The following is a 17,309-nucleotide window of genomic DNA, read 5'->3' on the forward strand; positions in this document are numbered from 1 at the left end:
AGGTGTTGATCAGCCGGTGTTGCGCATCCCGGCGGCGATGCCGTTCACAGTGGTGAGCAGCGCGCGTTCCAGGGCGGTGCCGTCGCTCGGCGCGCGTCGGCCGCCCGGGGCGGTGGCGATCGCCCGCCCGGCGGCGCCCGACTCCCGGTACTGCCGCAGCAGCGCCACCTGGAGATGGTGCAGCGGCTCCAGGTAGGTGTCGCGGACGGCCAGGGTGCGCTGGAGCACCGGCGAGTTCTCCAGCAGGGCCGGTGCGGCGGTCACCGCCAGCACCTCCCGCTTGGTCAACTCGTACTCCTGCTCGATCTGCTCGAAGATCGGGTGCAGCTTCTCCGGCACCAGCGTCTCGACGTACCGGCGGGCGATGCTCAGGTCGGTCTTGGTCAGCATCATCTCGACGTTCGACAGGAACGTGCGGAAGAAGTGCCAGTTGCGGTGCATCTCGGCCAGCACGTCCGCCAACCCCGCCTCGCGGGCGGCGGCCAGCCCGGAGCCGACGCCGAACCAGCCCGGCACGATCTGCCGGGTCTGCGTCCAGCCGAAGACCCACGGGATGGCCCGCAGCCCGGACAGCCCGGCACCGGTGTTCGGGCGCTTCGCCGGCCGGGAGCCGATGTTCAGCGCGCCGAGCAGCTCGGTCGGGGTGGACGCCCAGAAGTACGCGGGCAGGTCCGGGTCCTCGACGAGCGACCGGTAGGACCGGAACGCCGACTCGGAGACCACGTCCATCGTCGCGTCCCAGCGCTCCAACATCTCGGCCGGCTGCCGGGGTGCGGTGTGCAGCAGGGTCGCCTGGAGCACCGCGGCGAGGGTGAGCTCCAGGTTCTCCCGGGCCAGCGAGGGCAGGGTGTACTTGTCGGAGATCACCTCACCCTGCTCGGTCACCTTGATCGCGCCGTCCATGGTGCCGTACGGCTGCGCCAGGATCGCCTCGTGTGTCGGGCCGCCGCCGCGCCCGACGGTGCCGCCCCGGCCGTGGAAGAGCCGCAGGTGCACACCGTGCCGGGCGGCCACGTCGCGCAGCGCGCGCTGCGCGCGGTGGATCGACCACTGGCTGGTGGTGATCCCCGCTTCCTTGTTCGAGTCGGAGTAGCCGAGCATGACCTCCTGCACGTCACCCCGGGCCGTCACCAGCGCCCGGTACGCGGGCAGCGACAGCAGCTCGTCGAGGAGTTCGCCGCCGGCGTTCAGCTCGGCCGGGGTCTCCAGGAGCGGCACGAACCCGACCCGGGCCCGCCCGCTGTGCACGTCCACCAGGCCGGCCTCGCGGGCCAGCACCACGGCGGCCAGCACGTCGTCGACGCCCATGGTCATCGAGATGATGTACGACTCGATCACCTCCGCGCCGAACCGGTCCTGGGCCTCCCGGATGGTGCTGAACACGTCGAACGTCTTGCGGGACGGCTCGGTGAGCGCGGTGTCGACGGTGGAGAGCGGACGGCGGCCGGTCAGCTCGTCGGCGAGCAACTTGGTGCGTTCCAGCCGGGTCAGCGCCGGGTAGTCGGAGACCTCGCCGACCGCCTCGTAGAGCTGCGCGAGCACCGCGTGGTGCGCCTCGGCGTGCTCCCGGACGTCCATGGTGGCCAGGTGCAGGCCGAACGCGGAGACCGTACGGATGGTGGAGGCCAGCCGGCCGACCGCGGTGAGCTGCCCGGAGTTGCGGGCCAGCGAGGCGCGCAGCAGGTCCAGGTCGGCGATCAGCTCGGCGGAGCCCTGGTAGTCGCGGCCGGGTACGTGCGCGGTGCCCTGGCGCAACCTCAGCCGGGTGTTGGCGAGCTTGGCCTTCACGCAGCGCGCCTTGAGCCGGTACGGCTCCTCCGCGTTGACCCGGCGGAAGCGCTGCGCCACCTCGGGCAGCGCGTCCAGGTCGGCGGCGAGGCTGGCGGAGAGGTCCAGGGACACCCCGCGCAGTCGGCGGGACACCGAGACCTCGTTGATCAGGTGGCCCATCGCCTTCTCGGTGGCCGCGATGCCGTGCTCGTGCTGGATGGTCAGCACCTCGCGGGTGACCGCCGGGGTGACGAACGGGTTGCCGTCGCGGTCGCCGCCGATCCAGGTGCCGAAGCTCAGCGGCCGGGCCGTCGGTGAGGTCTCCACGCCGAGCGTGCGCAACGTGTCGGCCAGGTCGTCGAGCACCTGCGGTGCGGCTTCGGCGTACAGGTCGCGCAGGTAGTAGATCGCGTTGCGGGCCTCGTCGGTCGGGTCCGGCCGGTCGAGCCGCAGCTCGTCGGTCTGCCACATCAGGTCCAGCAACTCGGCCAGCCGGCGGTTGGCCGGGCCCTCGTCGCTGGCGCCGTAGAGGATGGCGTTGGCGGTCTCGGTGTCCAACTCGTCGGCGATCGCGCGCAGCTTGGACAGGATCGAGCGACGGGCCGCCTCGGTCGGGTGCGCGGTGAAGACCGGTCGCACCGCCAGGCGGCGGGCCGCGTTGGCGATCTCCTCGGCCGGCACCCCGCGCTCGGCGATCATCTTGGCGGCCTGGTCCAGCCAGCCGCCCTGCACCGCGCGGCGGCGGCGCAGATCTCGCGCCCGGTGCACCTGCTCGGTGATGTTGGCCAGGTGGAAGTAGGTGGAGAAGGCACGGGCCAGCTTGGTGCCGGTGGTGACGTCGAGCCCGCCGAGGCGCTGGGCGGCCGCCGGGGCGTCGGAGCGGACCTGGGCGCGGATCTCCTCGACGAGGTCGAGCAGCGGGCGACCCTCCTGGCGGGCCAGGGTCTGGCCGAGCAGGGTGCCGAGTCGGCGAATGTCGGCGCGCAGTGCGGCGTCGGGGCCGTCATGGTCGTGCTGGTCGGTCACGATGCGCTCCCTTGCGTGGATACGAAGGACAGCGCTGTCCGACTTACTGGATGGTATCCACGCGCAGGGGGTGTCTGGAGGGCCCCCTGGTGATCCACTGCTCCCGGGAGGGTGTTTTCCGGGGTGATCTCAACCACCGTCGCGGTCCGGCGAGGGGCCGGGGTGGGTCGTTCCGGGGCTGGAGGGTGCGGCCCGGCGACCCCGGACCAGACTCGCGCTGACCAACCCGAGCCCTCCGAGCACGGTCCAGATCCCGAGCGCGGCAGCCGGCCAGCCGGCCGACCGCCAGTCGAAGTACACAGCGGCCTTGGTCAGGTCGTTGGCGAGCCCGGGGATGTTCCAGCGGTGCATGCCGCGCAGCACCCCGGGCAGGAACTCGGGCGCGTAGATGCCGCCGGAGCCCGGGTTGCCGAGCACCACCAGCAGCAGGATGACCAGCGCGGTGCCCGCGACACCGAGCCAGCCCTGGACGGCGCCGGCGAACATGGCGGCGGCGAAGACGGCCAGCGCGCCGATGGCGGCGATCGTCGGTACGTCGTGGTGCCAGATGTCCAGGACGGGTCCGACCACCACCGCGCCGGCGATGCCGAGCAGCACGCTGTAGACCGCCAGGGCGGCGATGCGCAGTCCGGCGCGTCGCGCCGTACGGGGGGTGGTGCCGGCGGATATCCCGAGCACTGTCGAGGCGAGGTAGCCGCCGAGCACGTACCCGACGTTCAGGTAGAAGGGCACCACCCCGCGCGGGTCGGCCGGGGTGACCGGCACCTTGTCGACGATCTGCAACGGGGTGCCGGTGCGGCCGGTGGCGGTGCCGAGGACCTCCTTGATCGCGCTGGTGGCGGAGGGGCCGGAGGCGCTCGCCACGGTCAGGAGGAGGCCGTTGTCTCCTCCGGTGCTGAGGACGGCGTACACCGCGCGGCTGAGCAGTCCGTGCTCGGCGGCGGCCGGGTCGTCGTACCCAACGGGTTTGAGGACTGTGGTCTGGCCGCGCACGGCGTCGAGCGTCGCCTGGGCGCGTTGGTCGCCGGAGACGACGCCGATCGGCAGGTCGCGGGGTGTGGGCTGGTGCAACGCGCCGACGTAGGCCGCGATGAACGCCGTGGCCAGCGCGAGGGTGCCGAGGAGCAGTCCGATGCTGCGGGGCGCCCAGTCGCGAGCTGTGCCGAGCGATTCTTTGTCCACGTTGCCAGCCTATGGTCCGTTTTGTGGATGGCCGGGCGGAACCAGTCGGCCGGGCGGCTGGCGGGGATCGCTACGAAGGCCGGCCGTGCGTCGACGGCGTCGCGGATGACGTCAGGCGTCGACGACGGCGAAGGCGCGAACCGGAAAGGTGCCCATGCCGGCCACCATCGGCGGGGCCGCGGTGAACCGGAACCCGCTCGGCGGCAACGCGTCCAGGCCGGTCAGGTGCTCGACGATCGGGATGCCGGCGGCGAGCAGCGTGCTGTGCGCGGGGCGTACGCCGGCGGCCGTCGGGCTCATGTCGTCGATGTTGATCGAGTCGATGCCGACCAGGGTCGCCCCCGCGTCGGCCAGCGCCTGGGCGGCGTCCCCGGTCAGGTACGGCGCTTCCGGCGCGCCGTACCGCTGGGTGCCGAAGTGCGTATCCCACCCGGTGTGCAGCAGCACCGCCCGGCCGGCCACCTCGTACGGGGCCAGCATCAGCCGGTCCACAGCGCGGATGCCGGTCGGCACCCGGACCACCACTCCCGGTAGGTCGGCGAGACGGTCCAGCGACACCCCGGTCAGGTCGTTCCGGCCGGACCAGCGGTGGGCGGGCGTGTCCAGGTACGTGCCGGTGTTGGCGATCATGTCGATCCGGGCCACCTGGAACTCGGTGCCGTCGACAGCGACACCCCGGCCGCCCTTGTGGGGCTCCTCGATGATCGTTGTGGCGCTGATCCGTACGTCGGCGACCATCAGCAGCCCGAGGTGTCGGACGAACAACGCCGCCAGGTCGTCGTCGGTGATCTCCCGGCCGGGAATGTCCAGCCGGAACCCCTCGGTACGCAGCCTGCCGCCGTTGGCGAAGCTCACCTCCGCGTCGAACTGTGCCCGCCACTGCTCACCCATACCGAAACCCGACCACGACTGCCGGCGGCGGTCAAGATCCCCTGGCAGCGGCCGGGCTCGACCCCGGCGAGATCGCTCAAGATTCAGGATGTAGTGGCCTCGCTGCGTCGATGCGACCACTACATCCTGGATCGAGCACGATCTCGCCGGGATGCGGGGTGACGCGCGCGGTGCGGACCTGGGCAGAAGGGGGTGACTGTCGGTCGACGGGGCTAGGCTTGTTGTCGTGCACCCCCCGTCCGGCTGGACGAGGGGCCGCCGTCGTGTGCGTCGACTCCCCGAAAGGTTTCCCTTGCTCACCGGTCTGTTCACCGCCGCACTGGCCGACCCCGGGCTGACCCGGGCGCGTGACCTGGCGCGCTCCGGTGCCGCCCAGGTCGACGGCCTCGACATCACCGCTCCGGCGGCGCTGCGCCCGTTCGCCGTCGCGGCGGTCGCCGCGGACAACGACGGTGCCGGGCGACCGGTGCTGGCGGTGACCGCCACCACCCGGGAGGCCGACGACCTGGCCGCCGCGCTCGGAGGGTTGCTGCCGGCCGAGCAGGTCGTTGTCTTCCCCTCCTGGGAGACGCTGCCGCACGAGCGACTGTCCCCCCGCTCCGACACTGTCGGCCGGCGGCTGGCCGTGCTTCGCCGGCTGGCCCACCCGGAGGCGACCGACGCGCACGGCGGCACCGGGCCACTGCGTGTGGTGGTGGCCCCGGTCCGCTCGCTGCTCCAGCCCCAGCTCAAGGGGCTCGGTGATCTGGAGCCGGTGCAGCTCGCCGCCGGCGAGGAGGCGGACCTGGAAGAGGTCGCCCGCCGGCTGATCGACATGGCGTACGCCCGGGTCGACCTGGTCACCAAGCGCGGCGAGTTCGCGGTACGAGGCGGCATCCTGGACGTCTTCCCGCCCACCGACGAGCACCCGTCCCGGGTCGAGTTCTGGGGCGACGAGGTGGAGGAGATCCGCACCTTCGCCGTCGCCGACCAGCGCACCATCGAGCAGGTTCCGCTGCTCTGGGCGCCGCCCTGTCGGGAGCTCCTGCTCACTCCGGCGGTCCGCGACCGGGCCGCCGCGCTCGCCGAGCAGCACCCCGAGCTGGCCGAGATCCTCGACAAGCTGGCCGAGGGCATCCCGGTGGAGGGGATGGAGTCGCTGGCCCCGGTGCTGGTCGGCCCCGACTCGCTGGAGCTGCTGCTGGACGCCATGCCGGCCGGCACCCACGTCCTGCTCTGCGACCCGGAGCGGATTCGCACCCGGGCGCACGACCTGGTGCGTACCTCTGAGGAGTTCCTGCAGGCCAGCTGGGCCGCCGCCGCGGTCGGCGGCCAGGCACCGGTGGACGTCGGCGCCGCCGCCTTCCGCACCCTCGGCGAGGTACGCGCCGCCGCGGGCAAGCTCGGCCAGCCGTGGTGGACGCTGTCCCCGTTCGGTCTCGTCGAGGGGGAGACGGCCGAGACGCGGCAGCCCTGGGAAGATGCGCCGGAGCAGGCCGCCGTCACTCCGGACGACGCCATCGCTGTCACCCTGGCCGCCCAACCGGCGCCGCTCTATCACGGCGAGACCTCGCGGGTGGTCGAGGACCTCAAGCGCTGGGCCGGCGAGGGTTGGTCGATCGCGCTGGTCTTCGAGGGGCACGGCCCCGCCCAGCGGGCGGTGGAGGTGCTGCGCGACGCCGGCCTGGGTGCCCGGTTGACCGAGGAGGTGCCGACGGCGCCCGTCCCCGGCGAGCTGGTGGTCACCTGTGGCGCGCTGAGCAGCGGGTTCGTCGACGAGGCGTCCCGCTTCGTGCTGCTCACCGGCAATGACGTGACCGGCGGTCGGGGCACCTCGACGCGGGACATGCGCAAGATGCCGAGCCGTCGGCGCAACACCATCGACCCGCTGGAGTTGAAGACCGGCGACCACGTGGTGCACGAGCAGCACGGCATCGGCCGCTACGTCGAGCTGGTGCAGCGCACCGTCAACGGCGCCAGCCGGGAATACCTCGTTCTCGAGTACGCGGCCAGCAAGCGGGGCCAGCCCGGCGACCGGCTGTTCGTCCCGACCGACCAGCTCGACCAGCTCTCCCGCTACGTGGGCGGCGAGCAGCCGACCCTGCACAAGATGGGCGGCTCGGACTGGCAGAAGTCCAAGGCCCGGGCCCGCAAGGCGGTCCGGGAGATCGCCGCGCAGCTCATCCAGCTCTACGCCGCCCGAAAGGCGTCCAAGGGCCACTCGTTCGGCCCGGACACGCCGTGGCAGCGGGAGCTGGAGGACGCCTTCCCCTGGCAGGAGACGCCGGACCAGCTCGCCGCCATCGACGAGGTCAAGCGGGACATGGAGCAGACCGTCCCGATGGACCGGCTGATCTGCGGTGATGTCGGCTACGGCAAGACCGAGATCGCGGTCCGGGCGGCGTTCAAGGCGGTGCAGGACGGTAAGCAGGTGGCGGTGCTGGTGCCGACCACCCTGCTGGTGCAGCAGCACTACAACACGTTCGCCGAGCGGATGAGCCAGTTCCCGGTCCAGATCCGGCAGCTGTCCCGGTTCCAGACGCCGAAGGAGACCGAGCGGACGCTGGAGATGGTCGCCGACGGCACCGTCGACATCGTCATCGGTACGCACCGGCTGTTGCAGACCGCGACCCGGTTCAAGCAGCTCGGTCTGGTGGTCGTGGACGAGGAGCAGCGCTTCGGTGTCGAGCACAAGGAGCACCTGAAGACGCTGCGCGCGTCGGTCGACGTGCTCAGCATGTCGGCCACCCCGATCCCGCGCACCCTGGAGATGGCGATCACCGGCATCCGGGAGATGTCCACCATCGCCACCCCGCCGGAGGAGCGGCACCCGGTGCTCACCTTCGTCGGCGCGCAGGACGACCGGCAGGTGGCCGCGTCCATCCACCGTGAGCTGCTCCGCGACGGGCAGGTCTTCTACCTGCACAACCGGGTCGAGTCGATCGACCGGGCGGCACGGCGGCTGCGGGAGCTGGTGCCCGAGGCGCGGGTAGCTGTGGCGCACGGCCAGATGGGCGAGGACGCCCTGGAGAAGGTCATGGTCGGCTTCTGGGAGAAGGAGTACGACGTCCTGGTCTGTACCACGATCGTCGAGTCGGGCATCGACATCCCGAACGCCAACACGCTGATCGTGGAGCGGGCCGACCTGCTCGGCCTGTCCCAGCTGCACCAGATCCGGGGCCGGGTCGGCCGGGGTCGGGAGCGGGCGTACGCCTACTTCCTCTACCCGCCGGAGAAGCCGCTCACCGAGCACGCCCACGAGCGGTTGGCGACCATCGCCCAGCACACCGAGTTGGGCGCCGGCATGTACGTGGCGATGAAGGACCTGGAGATCCGGGGCGCCGGCAACCTGCTCGGCGGCGAGCAGTCCGGGCACATTGAGGGCGTCGGCTTCGACCTGTACGTGCGGATGGTCGGCGAGGCGGTCTCCGCGTTCAAGGGTGAGCGGCCGGAGGAGGAGACCGATGTCAAGATCGACCTGCCGGTCGACGCGCACCTGCCACACGACTACGTGAGCGTGGAGCGGCTGCGCCTGGAGATGTACCGCAAGCTCGCCGAGGCGCGCGACGAGGAGCGGCTGGGCGAGGTGATCGCCGAGATGACCGACCGGTACGGCGAGCCGCCGGCCCCGGTGCAGAATTTGGTGGAGGTGGCCCGGTTCCGTCTGCTGGCCCGCCGCTACGGCCTGTCCGACGTGTCAGTGCAGGGCAAGCACGTACGGTTCGGCCCGCTGCCCCTACCGGATTCGAAGCAGTTGCGGCTCAAGCGCTACCACCCGGATGCCGTCTACAAGCAGGCCACCGACCAGGTCAGCGTGCCCCGACCGACCACCCGTCGGATCGGTGGCGAGCCGCTGCGTGACCAGGCGCTGCTCCAGTGGTGCGCGCAACTGCTCTCCGATGTGCTCGGTGCCCCCGCCCCGCTCACCGTCGCGGCGGGCGCGAGCGCCTGAGCCTGCGGTGTGCTCTGGACCAGGGGCGGTCGCGCGTCGACGCCGTCCCTGGTCGGGGGATCGGCGAAGGTGGGGGGCGTCACAACCCCGGGTGACGGCGTGAGAGAGTGACGGCTATGCGTGCTCGCCGTCTTGCCGCCGTCGCCACTGTGGCGCTCGGCCTCGTCGCCCTCTCCGGTTGCCGTGCTGAGCCTGGTATCGCCGCTTACGTCGGTGACCAGCGCATCACCGACGTTCAGGTCACCGCCGCGATGAAGGACCTGCGGACGATGAACCCGGCGCCGGAGTCCTCCGCCGCCAGCGGGCAGCCCGCGGCGCCGCAACCGACCCTGCCCACTGTGGCGGACGTGGTTCGGGCCATGGTGCTGACCAAGGTGTGCGAGAAGCTCTCCGCCGAGAAGAACTACCAGCCGCGCGGCCAGGTGACGGCCGAGCAGGCCGCCCAGCAGCTCACCCTGGCCCCGGAGACCGGGCACGTGCGGGAGGTGGCGAAGTTCTTCACCTGCCTGTCCGGGTTGCCGGCCGAGCCGGTCGAGCCGACCAAGGAGGAGCTCGCCGACGTGATCGCCGCCGGGCGTGTGGCCGGCAAGATCCCGGCCGAGGTGACCGATGAGGCCGCCGTCCAACAGCTCGACGGCGAGCAGTTGCGCGGCGCGCTGGCGACCAAGAGGATCCTGGCCGAGGCGGTCGGTCGTTACGACGTCACCGTCAGCCCTCGGTACCGTCCGCTCGAGTTCCCGCTGCTCAGCTTCAGCGATGACGTGCCTGCGGTGAGCGTGCCGTTGGGTGAGCCGGGCTCCGACGCGGTCACCGACATTTCCACCCCGGAAGGGCCGACCGCCACGCCAGAGGCCGAGGGCACGGCCAGCTGAGCATGACCGCACGGATCGTCCTCCTGGTCACCTCACCCCGGTTGCCCGCCGGCCTGTTGACCTCCGCGGCCTGGGACGTCGTACGCCAGCACCCGGTGTTAACCGGCGCGGACAGCGAGTTGACCAGTGCCATCCGCCAGGCGGGCGCCGAGGTCACAGTGGTGGACGGCCCGGCGACGCAGCCGCTGCTGGACGCGGTGGCGACGCACGGCACTGCGGTGTGGCTGGCCGGTCCGGCGGGTGACGAGGCGCTGGCCCGGGAGTTGGGTCTGCGGCTGGCCCGGCAGCCGGGGTTGGCCGAGATGGAGTTGATGTACGGCTCGTGGGATCCGCCGGGTGCCCGGCTGCTCGACGCGGTGGCAGTGCTGGATCGACTGGCCTCTCCGGGTGGCGACCCGTGGAAGCGGGCGCAGACGCACCGCAGCCTCGCCGGTTACCTGCTGGAGGAGAGCTACGAGGCGTACGACGCCATCAGCGCCGACGACACCGACGCGCTGCGCGAGGAGTTGGGCGACGTGTTGTTGCAGGTCGTGCTGCACGCGCGGCTCGCCGAGGAGTTGCCCGAGGACGAGCGGTGGACCATCGACGACGTGGCCGGTGGCCTGGTGGACAAGATGATCCGGCGCAATCCGCACGTCTTCGCCGGTGCCGAGGCGGGCACCCTGGAGGAGATCACCGAGAACTGGGAGCGGATCAAGCGCGCGGAGAAGGCGCGGCACTCGGTGTTGGACGGTGTGGCCCTGAGCCAGCCCGCGCTGGCCCTGGCAACGCAGATCCTGGACCGGGCCGCCCGCAGGGGCATCAAGATCCCACCTCCGCCGCCTGACACCCAGCCGGACGCCGAGGCAAGGCTGGGCGCCGACCTGCTGGCAAGGGTGGCCGCCGCCCGCGAGGCGGGCATGGACCCCGAAGCAGCCCTCCGCCGCACCACCCTGGCCCACGCCGAAGCCATCCGCCAAGCCGAAGCCCCACCCACCAGCCTGCGTTGATCATGAAGTTGTTGCCCCGACACGCCGAGGTGGATGGCAACAACTTCATGATCGACGGAGTGGGCGGAACCGGCGGCGGGGCGCACGGCGGTCGGTAGGGTGGGGCGGTGGAAGCGTTTGGAGTGCTGGCTGAGCGGGTTGTCGAGGCTCTACTGGAGTCGCGGCCGGGGGTTGCCACCGCCGCCGGGGACCACCGGTTCGACGACCGGCTGCCGGACCTGTCCGCCGACGGGTTGACAGCCGATCGGGCGATGCTCTCCGACGCGGCAAACGCACTGTCCGAACTGGACCCGGACTCGCTCGACGTCGACGAGCAGGTCGACCACGCGCTGCTCGCCTCATTCGTGGATCGGGAGCTGTTCGAGCTGACCGAGATCCGGTCGCACGAGTGGGATCCGCTGCGGCACAACCCCGGCCCGCTGCTGCACCCGCTGCTGGCCCGCCCGTACGCCCCCGCGGAGGTGCGGCTGACCCAACTCGCCGGCCGGCTCGCCGCCGTACCGGACGCCCTCGCCACCGCCCGCGCGACGCTGCGGGACATGCCGCGCATCCACGCGGAGACGGCGGTCGGGCAGTTCACCGGCACGGCAGCGCTGATCCGCGACGAGCTGCCCCCGTTGCTCGCCCAGGCGCCGGGCCACCTCGACCGGGTCGAGCCGGCGGCCACCGCCGCGATCGCCGCGCTGGAGGAGTTCGTCGCCTGGCTGCGCACCGGCCTGGCCGCCGATGCCGGCCCTGGCCGTGACCCGCGACTGGGCCGGCGCCGCTGGGAGGCCCGGCTCTGGCACACCCTCGACACCGAGTTGGGCGCCGCCGAGATCCAGCGTCGCGCCTGGGCCAACCTGGATCGGGTCACCGCGGAGATCCGCGAGGCGGCCGTCGAGCTGGTCGGTGGCCCGGCCGACGACGCGACAGTACGTCGGGCGCTGGACCTGCTCGCCGCCGAGCACCCGAACGACGCGACGATCGTCGAGTTGGCCGGGGTCACACTGGACGAGGCGACCGACTTCGTCCGCGCGCACGACCTGGTCACTCTGGTCGACGACCGGTGCGTGATCCAGGAGATGCCGGAGTTCGCCCGGGGGGTCGCTGTGGCGTACTGCGATGCGCCCGGCCCGCTGGAGACCGCCGCCCTGCCGACCTTCTACTGCATCGCGCCGACCCCGTCGGACTGGTCGGCGCAGCGGGTCGAGTCGTTCTACCGGGAGTACAACGACCACATGATCCGCAACCTCACGGTGCACGAGGCGATGCCGGGGCACTTCCTCCAGCTCGCCCACGCCCGCCGCTACGTCGGTGGCACGCGGGTCCGTGCGCTGGCCGAGTCCGGCCCGTTCATCGAGGGCTGGGCGGTCTACGCGGAGGAGGTGATGACGGGGCTCGGCTTCGGCGGTCTGCCGGTGCGGTTGCAGCAGCTCAAGATGCAACTGCGGATGACCATCAACGCGTTGCTCGACCAGTTGGTGCACGCCGAGGACCTGCCCGAGGCCGAGGCCATGGCGTTGATGACCGGGCGCGGCTTCCAGGAGGAGGGCGAGGCGGCCGGCAAGTGGCGGCGCGCGCAACTGACCTCCACCCAGCTCTCCACCTACTTCGTCGGGTACAGCGAGGTGGCCGAGATCGCCGCCGCCCGCCCGGACGGGGTGTCGGTCCGCGACTGGCACGACGCGATGCTCGCCCACGACTGCCCGCCTCCGCGCCACCTGCGCACCCTGCTCGGTCTCTGAGGAGGAACGCCGGGCCGCGCGGTTTCAGCGCCGCCCGGCGCTCACCGTCGCGTCGATGAGCCAGCGCGAGATGGAGTACGCGGGCGGCAGTTGCGCCGGCAGCGCATCCAGGCCGAACCACTGAGCCCTGGTCAGCTCCCTCCCGTCGACCACCGGTTCGGCCTGCGGGTCGGCGGCACGGGCGGTGAAGCCGGCGAGCAGCACACCCGGGCCGGAGATCGCCCACGGTTGGCTGCCGAAGTAGGCCAGCCGGTCGACGGGCAGCCCGACCTCCTCGCCGACCTCCCGGTGCACCGCCGCCTCAAGTGTCTCGCCGGCCTCGACGAACCCGGCCACCAGCGCCCACAGCCCGGTCGGACCGGTGGCGTGCCGGACCAGCAGCAGCTCGTCAGCGCGTCCGGGCGGGCCGGGCCGGGTGATCGCTACCAGCACGGCGGCGGAGAGCTGCATCGGCACGTACAGGCCGCAGTCGGGGCACTGGCGGGCGGTCTCGCCGGGTCGGTCGGTCAGCTCCGCTCGGCAGGCGCCGCACCACCGGTGGGTACGCCGCCAGGTCAGCACCGCCAACGCCCGGCCGGCGAGCGTGGCGTGCGGCTCCGGCACCTCGGCAGCGAGCGACGCCCAGCCTCGCGCCCGGCCGGGAAGGTCGCCGGCGGTGGTCAGGTCGGTGCCCCAGGCGGGCACCCCGTCGAGCGTGCCCAGCGGCACCCACTCGGTGTCGGCGGGCAGGTCGGCGACCCGCAGGGGTTGGCCGTCGACGCCGGTCAGCAGCTTCGCGCCGGCCACCGGAAGGGCCAGGTCGCCGGGGCCGGGAGGCCGGCTCCGATCGGCCCCGGGCAGGAACCCGCCGGGCAGCGCGGCCGGCGGGTCGGTCACGAGCCGCCGGGGCGGCGGTCGACGACGTCGGCGCCGGCGGGCGGTTCGAACGCGTCCTCGTCGACCGTCGCGGAGTAGTTGCTCAGTGCCAGCTCCATCGGCTTGCCGTCGACCGGCCCGGTGAAGCTGCCGAGCACGCCCTCGGTGGTCACGCAGGCGGTGAAGTCGCCGGACGACGAGCTCTGCACCGCGACGCAGGCGGCGTGGTGCCCCGCGACTGTGGTGTCACTCTGCTTGATGACCGCCTGTGGGTCGAGCGCGGCGGCGGTGAGCAGCCCGACCACCACCGGCGGCGTGACGAGGCCCTGCTGGTTGGCCTCGCCGAACAGCGTCACTGTGGGCTTGCTGCCCGGGGTGGGCGGGGTGATCAGCGTGCACTGCGGGCGGGCGCCGGTCGTCGTGCACCGGGTGATGGACTCCGGGGTGACGGTGAGTTGGCCGCCCGGATAGGTGTACGTGGATCGCGCCGGGTCCTGCGCCTGCACGATCGCGGCGCGCTGGCCGCCGGGCAACTGGTAGTCGGCCGAGTAGGTCAACTCCAGCGCCCGATCGAGCCGGGCGGCGAGGTCGTTGACGAGTTCCGAGCGGCCCATGGCGACTCCGGCGTCCTCGAATGTCTGACAGCCGGTGACCGTGAGCGACGCGATGACCGACACGGCGAGCATGCGGAGGGTGGTCGAGGCGGCGGGCATGGCGACCAGCCTGGTGGATCTGGTCCGCGCAGCGCAAACCCGTTGCCGGTTGACGCCCGGAAATCCGGGAATGTCCGTCAGCGCGGGGCGACCCGGGTGCGCGGGCGACGCCGTGCCCGTTCGCGTCGCCCGATACGCTGCGTTCAACACCTGCCTCAGCCGCACCGTCGCGGCCCACCCACGGACCGGATCACAACAACGAGGAGCGACTTAGTGGCAACCATCGAGGGAATCGTCGCCAGGGAGATTCTCGACTCGCGGGGCAACCCGACGGTCGAGGTCGAGGTCGGTCTGGACGACGGCACGGTAGCCCGCGCCGCCGTGCCGTCCGGCGCCTCCACCGGCGCCTTCGAGGCGATCGAGCTGCGCGACGGTGACGCCGACCGCTACCAGGGGAAGGGCGTGGAGAAGGCGGTCTCCAACGTCGAAGACAAGATCGTCGACCAGATCATCGGGTACGAGGCCAGCGAGCAGCGGCTGATCGACCAGAAGATGCTCGACATCGACGGCACGGAGAGCAAGTCGGAGCTGGGCGCGAACGCCATCCTCGGGGTCTCCCTGGCGGTGGCGAAGGCGGCTGCCGGCAGCGCCGAGCTGAGCCTCTTCCGCTACCTGGGTGGTCCGAACGCGCACCTCCTGCCCGTGCCGATGATGAACATCCTCAACGGTGGCGCGCACGCCGACTCGAACGTCGACATCCAGGAGTTCATGATCGCGCCGATCGGCGCGCCCACCTTCCGTGAGGCGCTGCGCTCGGGCGCGGAGGTCTACCACGCGCTGAAGTCGGTGCTGAAGAAGAAGGGCCTCTCCACCGGGCTCGGCGACGAGGGTGGCTTCGCGCCGAACCTGCCGACGAACGCGGCGGCCCTGGACCTGATCGCCGAGGCCGTCGAGAAGGCCGGTTACCGGCTCGGCAGCGACATCGTGTTCGCGCTCGACGTGGCCGCCACGGAGTTCTTCGACAACGGCACCTACACGTTCGAGGGTGCCGCGAAGTCCGCCGAGGAGATGAGCACCTACTACACCAAGCTGGCCGACGAGTACCCGATCGTGTCGATCGAGGACCCGCTGGCCGAGGACGACTGGAGCGGCTGGCAGACGCTGACCGCCTCGATCGGCGACCGGGTGCAGATCGTCGGTGACGACCTGTTCGTGACCAACCCGCAGCGCATCGCCCGCGGCATCGCGGAGAAGTCCGCGAACGCGGTCCTGGTCAAGGTCAACCAGATCGGCTCGCTGACCGAGACCCTGGACGCGGTGGACCTGGCCCACCGGGCCGGCTTCAAGTGCATGATGAGCCACCGCTCCGGCGAGACCGAGGACACCACCATCGCCGACCTGGCGGTGGCCACCGGCTGCGGCCAGATCAAGACCGGCGCCCCGGCCCGTTCGGACCGTGTCGCCAAGTACAACCAGCTGCTCCGGATCGAGGAGGAGCTGGCCGACGCGGCGCGCTACGCCGGCGCTGGCGCGTTCCCGCGCTACCGTTCGGCCTGAGACGCACGAAGCCTCGGGGGAGGGGTGTGACGATGCAGCAGCGCCGCACACCGGGTGGTCAGCGTCCCGCCCGCCGGCCGGGTCAGTCCGGTCGGCCGGGCGGCGGTCGCGCCACGCGGGGATCGGTCCGGGAGGCCGGCGTACGCGCCGAGCCGCGCGCCGCCGGCCGCGCGCCGGGTGCTGCCCGCGGCGCCGAAGGCGTGCGCTCCGCGAATCGTCCCGCTGCCGCTCGGCGTACCGCCGCCGCTGGTGCCGTGAAGCGGCTCGCCGCACCCAACCCCCGTCGCTTCACCGGTCGGGCCACAGTGCTGTTCGCGGTCCTGATCGCGCTCGCTCTGGCCTACACCTATCCGGTCCGGGTCTACCTGGACCAGCAGGCCGACATCGAGCGGATGGAGGCGGCCCAGGCGGTGCAGGAGCGGGAGATCGCCAAGCTCGCCGCCGAGGCCGCCAACTGGAAAGACGACGAGTACATCAAGACGCAGGCCCGGGAGCGGTTCTTCATGGGCGAGCCGGGCGAAAAGATGATGGTGGTGCTGCACGACCCGGAGGGCGCCGCCCGGGACGCCGGGAAGTCGGCCGGTTCGGCCCCGCCGGCCGGGCCGGTGACCTGGTACGACACGCTCTGGTCGAGCGTGCGGGCTGCGGACGGCCAGCAGCCGGGCCAGTGATCCACCGACCAGCACACCAGGAGAGATGGGCACCGTGACTGTCGTACCACCGTCGGAGCCGGCGGCGCAATCCGTTCCCCTGCCGCGGCACGAGCCGGCCACCGAGGCCGACCTGGCCGCGGTGGCCGCGCAGCTCGGCCGGACGCCCCGGGGCACCCGCGCGGTGGCCCACCGGTGCCCGTGTGGCCTTCCCGACGTGGTGGAGACGACCCCCCGCCTCGCCGACGGCACCCCGTTTCCGACGCTGTACTACCTGACCTGCCCCCGCGCCACGGCGGCGTGCAGCCGGCTGGAGTCGGCGGGGCTGATGAAGGAGATGGCGGACCGGCTGACGACGGACCCGGAGCTGGCCGCCCACTACCGTGCCGCGCACGAGGACTACCTCACCCGCCGGGAGGCGATCGCTGAGGTGCCGGAGATCGCCGGCATCTCGGCCGGCGGGATGCCGGGCCGGGTGAAGTGCCTGCACGTGCACCTGGGTCACGCGCTGGGCGCCGGCCCCGGTGTGAACCCGTTCGGCGACGAGACCTTGGAGCTGGTCGAGCGCTGGTGGGCGGCGGGGCCGTGCGTGGACGTACCGGCGGGCGAATGAGCGCGCCGAACGGGTCCTCGGCAGCCGAGAGTCAGATCCTGGTGCGGCGAGCCCGCACGGGGGACGTACGGGGCATCCGGCGGTTGGTCGACACCTACACCGACGACCGGCGGCTGCTGAGCAAGGCCACCGTCACCCTCTTCGAGGACGTGCAGGAGTTCCGGGTGGCGGTCCGGGCCGAGGATGACGCCGTGGTGGGCTGCGGTGCGCTGCACGTCATGTGGGAGGACCTGGCCGAGATCCGCACGGTGGCGGTGGATCCGTCCTTCCAGGGCCGGCGGATCGGCCACCGGCTGGTCGGCGAGCTGATCGACGCGGCCCGGGAGCTGGGTGTGGCACGGATCTTCGTCCTCACCTTCGAGACACGGTTCTTCGGCTCGTTCGGCTTTCGCGAGATCGACGGCGCTCCGGTGCCCCAGCCGGTCTACGAGCAGTTGCTGCTGTCGTACGACGAGGGTGTCGCCCAGTTCCTGGATCTGGAGCGGGTCAAGCCGAACACGCTGGGCAACAGCCGGATGCTGCTGCACCTGTGATCGGCCCTGGCGAGGGCAGTCGGTGAGGTGCGGGCCGAGCAGCCGGGTGGCCGCCAGTCC

At 72.1% G+C, this 17,309-nt stretch carries 13 protein-coding genes; 8 read left to right on the top strand and 5 right to left on the bottom strand.

The features are described from left to right. Positions 1-9: 9 nt before the first annotated feature. The 3 genes from ppc to ABZS40_RS02670 all read right to left on the bottom strand — a co-directional run bounded on the left by ppc (position 10) and on the right by ABZS40_RS02670 (position 4,869). Positions 10-2,796 carry a phosphoenolpyruvate carboxylase gene (gene ppc, locus ABZS40_RS02660; RefSeq protein ID WP_354941178.1) on the bottom strand — a complete coding sequence of 929 codons (2,787 nt, stop codon included), beginning with the start codon at positions 2,794-2,796 and terminating at the stop codon, positions 10-12. A gap of 129 nt (positions 2,797-2,925) precedes the next feature. Further along, entirely contained in the window at positions 2,926-3,978 is a 1,053-nt protein-coding gene (locus ABZS40_RS02665) for a hypothetical protein (RefSeq protein WP_354941181.1), read from the bottom strand. A 111-nt stretch (positions 3,979-4,089) separates the two neighbouring features. Further along, positions 4,090-4,869 carry a cyclase family protein gene (locus ABZS40_RS02670; protein WP_354941184.1) on the bottom strand — a complete coding sequence of 260 codons (780 nt, stop codon included), beginning with the start codon at positions 4,867-4,869 and terminating at the stop codon, positions 4,090-4,092. A 292-nt stretch (positions 4,870-5,161) separates the two neighbouring features. Here ABZS40_RS02670 and mfd point away from each other — a divergent pair, with 292 nt between their 5' ends. From mfd to ABZS40_RS02690, 4 genes are all read left to right on the top strand, one after another. After that, on the top strand, positions 5,162-8,800 hold the full coding sequence (gene mfd / locus ABZS40_RS02675) for a transcription-repair coupling factor (RefSeq protein ID WP_354941187.1): 3,639 nt from the start codon (positions 5,162-5,164) through the stop codon (positions 8,798-8,800). 116 nt (positions 8,801-8,916) lie between these two features. After that, positions 8,917-9,672: a hypothetical protein gene (locus ABZS40_RS02680; protein ID WP_354941190.1), complete on the top strand. Its 756-nt coding sequence runs from the start codon at positions 8,917-8,919 to the stop codon at positions 9,670-9,672. Between the two features lie 2 nt (positions 9,673-9,674). Then, positions 9,675-10,661: a nucleoside triphosphate pyrophosphohydrolase gene (locus ABZS40_RS02685; RefSeq protein ID WP_354941192.1), complete on the top strand. Its 987-nt coding sequence runs from the start codon at positions 9,675-9,677 to the stop codon at positions 10,659-10,661. A 107-nt stretch (positions 10,662-10,768) separates the two neighbouring features. Continuing rightward, a complete protein-coding gene (locus ABZS40_RS02690) occupies positions 10,769-12,388 on the top strand; it encodes a DUF885 domain-containing protein (protein WP_354941194.1) in 1,620 nt (539 codons plus the stop codon). 24 nt (positions 12,389-12,412) lie between these two features. On the opposite strand, the gene nudC is transcribed toward ABZS40_RS02690, so the two are convergent. After that, positions 12,413-13,264: an NAD(+) diphosphatase gene (gene nudC, locus ABZS40_RS02695; RefSeq protein ID WP_354941196.1), complete on the bottom strand. Its 852-nt coding sequence runs from the start codon at positions 13,262-13,264 to the stop codon at positions 12,413-12,415. Continuing rightward, complete coding sequence (locus tag ABZS40_RS02700) at positions 13,261-13,956, bottom strand: hypothetical protein (protein WP_354941198.1); 696 nt, start codon at positions 13,954-13,956, stop codon at positions 13,261-13,263. Before ABZS40_RS02700 ends, nudC begins: the two co-directional genes overlap by 4 nt. 213 nt (positions 13,957-14,169) lie before the next feature. Here ABZS40_RS02700 and eno point away from each other — a divergent pair, with 213 nt between their 5' ends. From eno to ABZS40_RS02720, 4 genes are read left to right on the top strand one after another with little or no spacing between them, the layout of a single operon-like run. Next, positions 14,170-15,453 (top strand): phosphopyruvate hydratase, encoded by a 1,284-nt coding sequence (gene eno / locus ABZS40_RS02705; RefSeq protein WP_354941200.1) that lies wholly within the window; start codon positions 14,170-14,172, stop codon positions 15,451-15,453. Between the two features lie 32 nt (positions 15,454-15,485). After that, complete coding sequence (locus ABZS40_RS02710; RefSeq protein ID WP_354941202.1) at positions 15,486-16,124, top strand: septum formation initiator family protein; 639 nt, start codon at positions 15,486-15,488, stop codon at positions 16,122-16,124. A 34-nt stretch (positions 16,125-16,158) separates the two neighbouring features. Next, positions 16,159-16,716 (top strand): DUF501 domain-containing protein, encoded by a 558-nt coding sequence (locus tag ABZS40_RS02715; RefSeq protein WP_354941204.1) that lies wholly within the window; start codon positions 16,159-16,161, stop codon positions 16,714-16,716. After that, a complete protein-coding gene (locus ABZS40_RS02720) occupies positions 16,713-17,249 on the top strand; it encodes an amino-acid N-acetyltransferase (RefSeq protein WP_354941206.1) in 537 nt (178 codons plus the stop codon). The genes ABZS40_RS02715 and ABZS40_RS02720 overlap by 4 nt, the downstream gene beginning before the upstream one ends. Positions 17,250-17,309 lie beyond the last annotated feature (60 nt).

Source organism: Micromonospora sp. NPDC005324, from assembly GCF_040607155.1.
GTDB classification, from domain to species: Bacteria; Actinomycetota; Actinomycetes; order Mycobacteriales; family Micromonosporaceae; genus Micromonospora; species Micromonospora trifolii.

Excerpts from the sequence above, each read along its gene's own strand:
- ABZS40_RS02720 (WP_354941206.1), top strand. The coding sequence starts at position 16,713 with ATGAGCGCGCCGAACGGGTCCTCGGCAGCCGAGAGTCAGATCCTGGTG.
- ABZS40_RS02670 (WP_354941184.1), bottom strand. The coding sequence starts at position 4,869 with ATGGGTGAGCAGTGGCGGGCACAGTTCGACGCGGAGGTGAGCTTCGCC.
- ABZS40_RS02710 (WP_354941202.1), top strand. The coding sequence starts at position 15,486 with ATGCAGCAGCGCCGCACACCGGGTGGTCAGCGTCCCGCCCGCCGGCCG.
- ABZS40_RS02680 (WP_354941190.1), top strand. The coding sequence starts at position 8,917 with ATGCGTGCTCGCCGTCTTGCCGCCGTCGCCACTGTGGCGCTCGGCCTC.
- ABZS40_RS02700 (WP_354941198.1), bottom strand. The coding sequence starts at position 13,956 with ATGCCCGCCGCCTCGACCACCCTCCGCATGCTCGCCGTGTCGGTCATC.
- ABZS40_RS02685 (WP_354941192.1), top strand. The coding sequence starts at position 9,675 with ATGACCGCACGGATCGTCCTCCTGGTCACCTCACCCCGGTTGCCCGCC.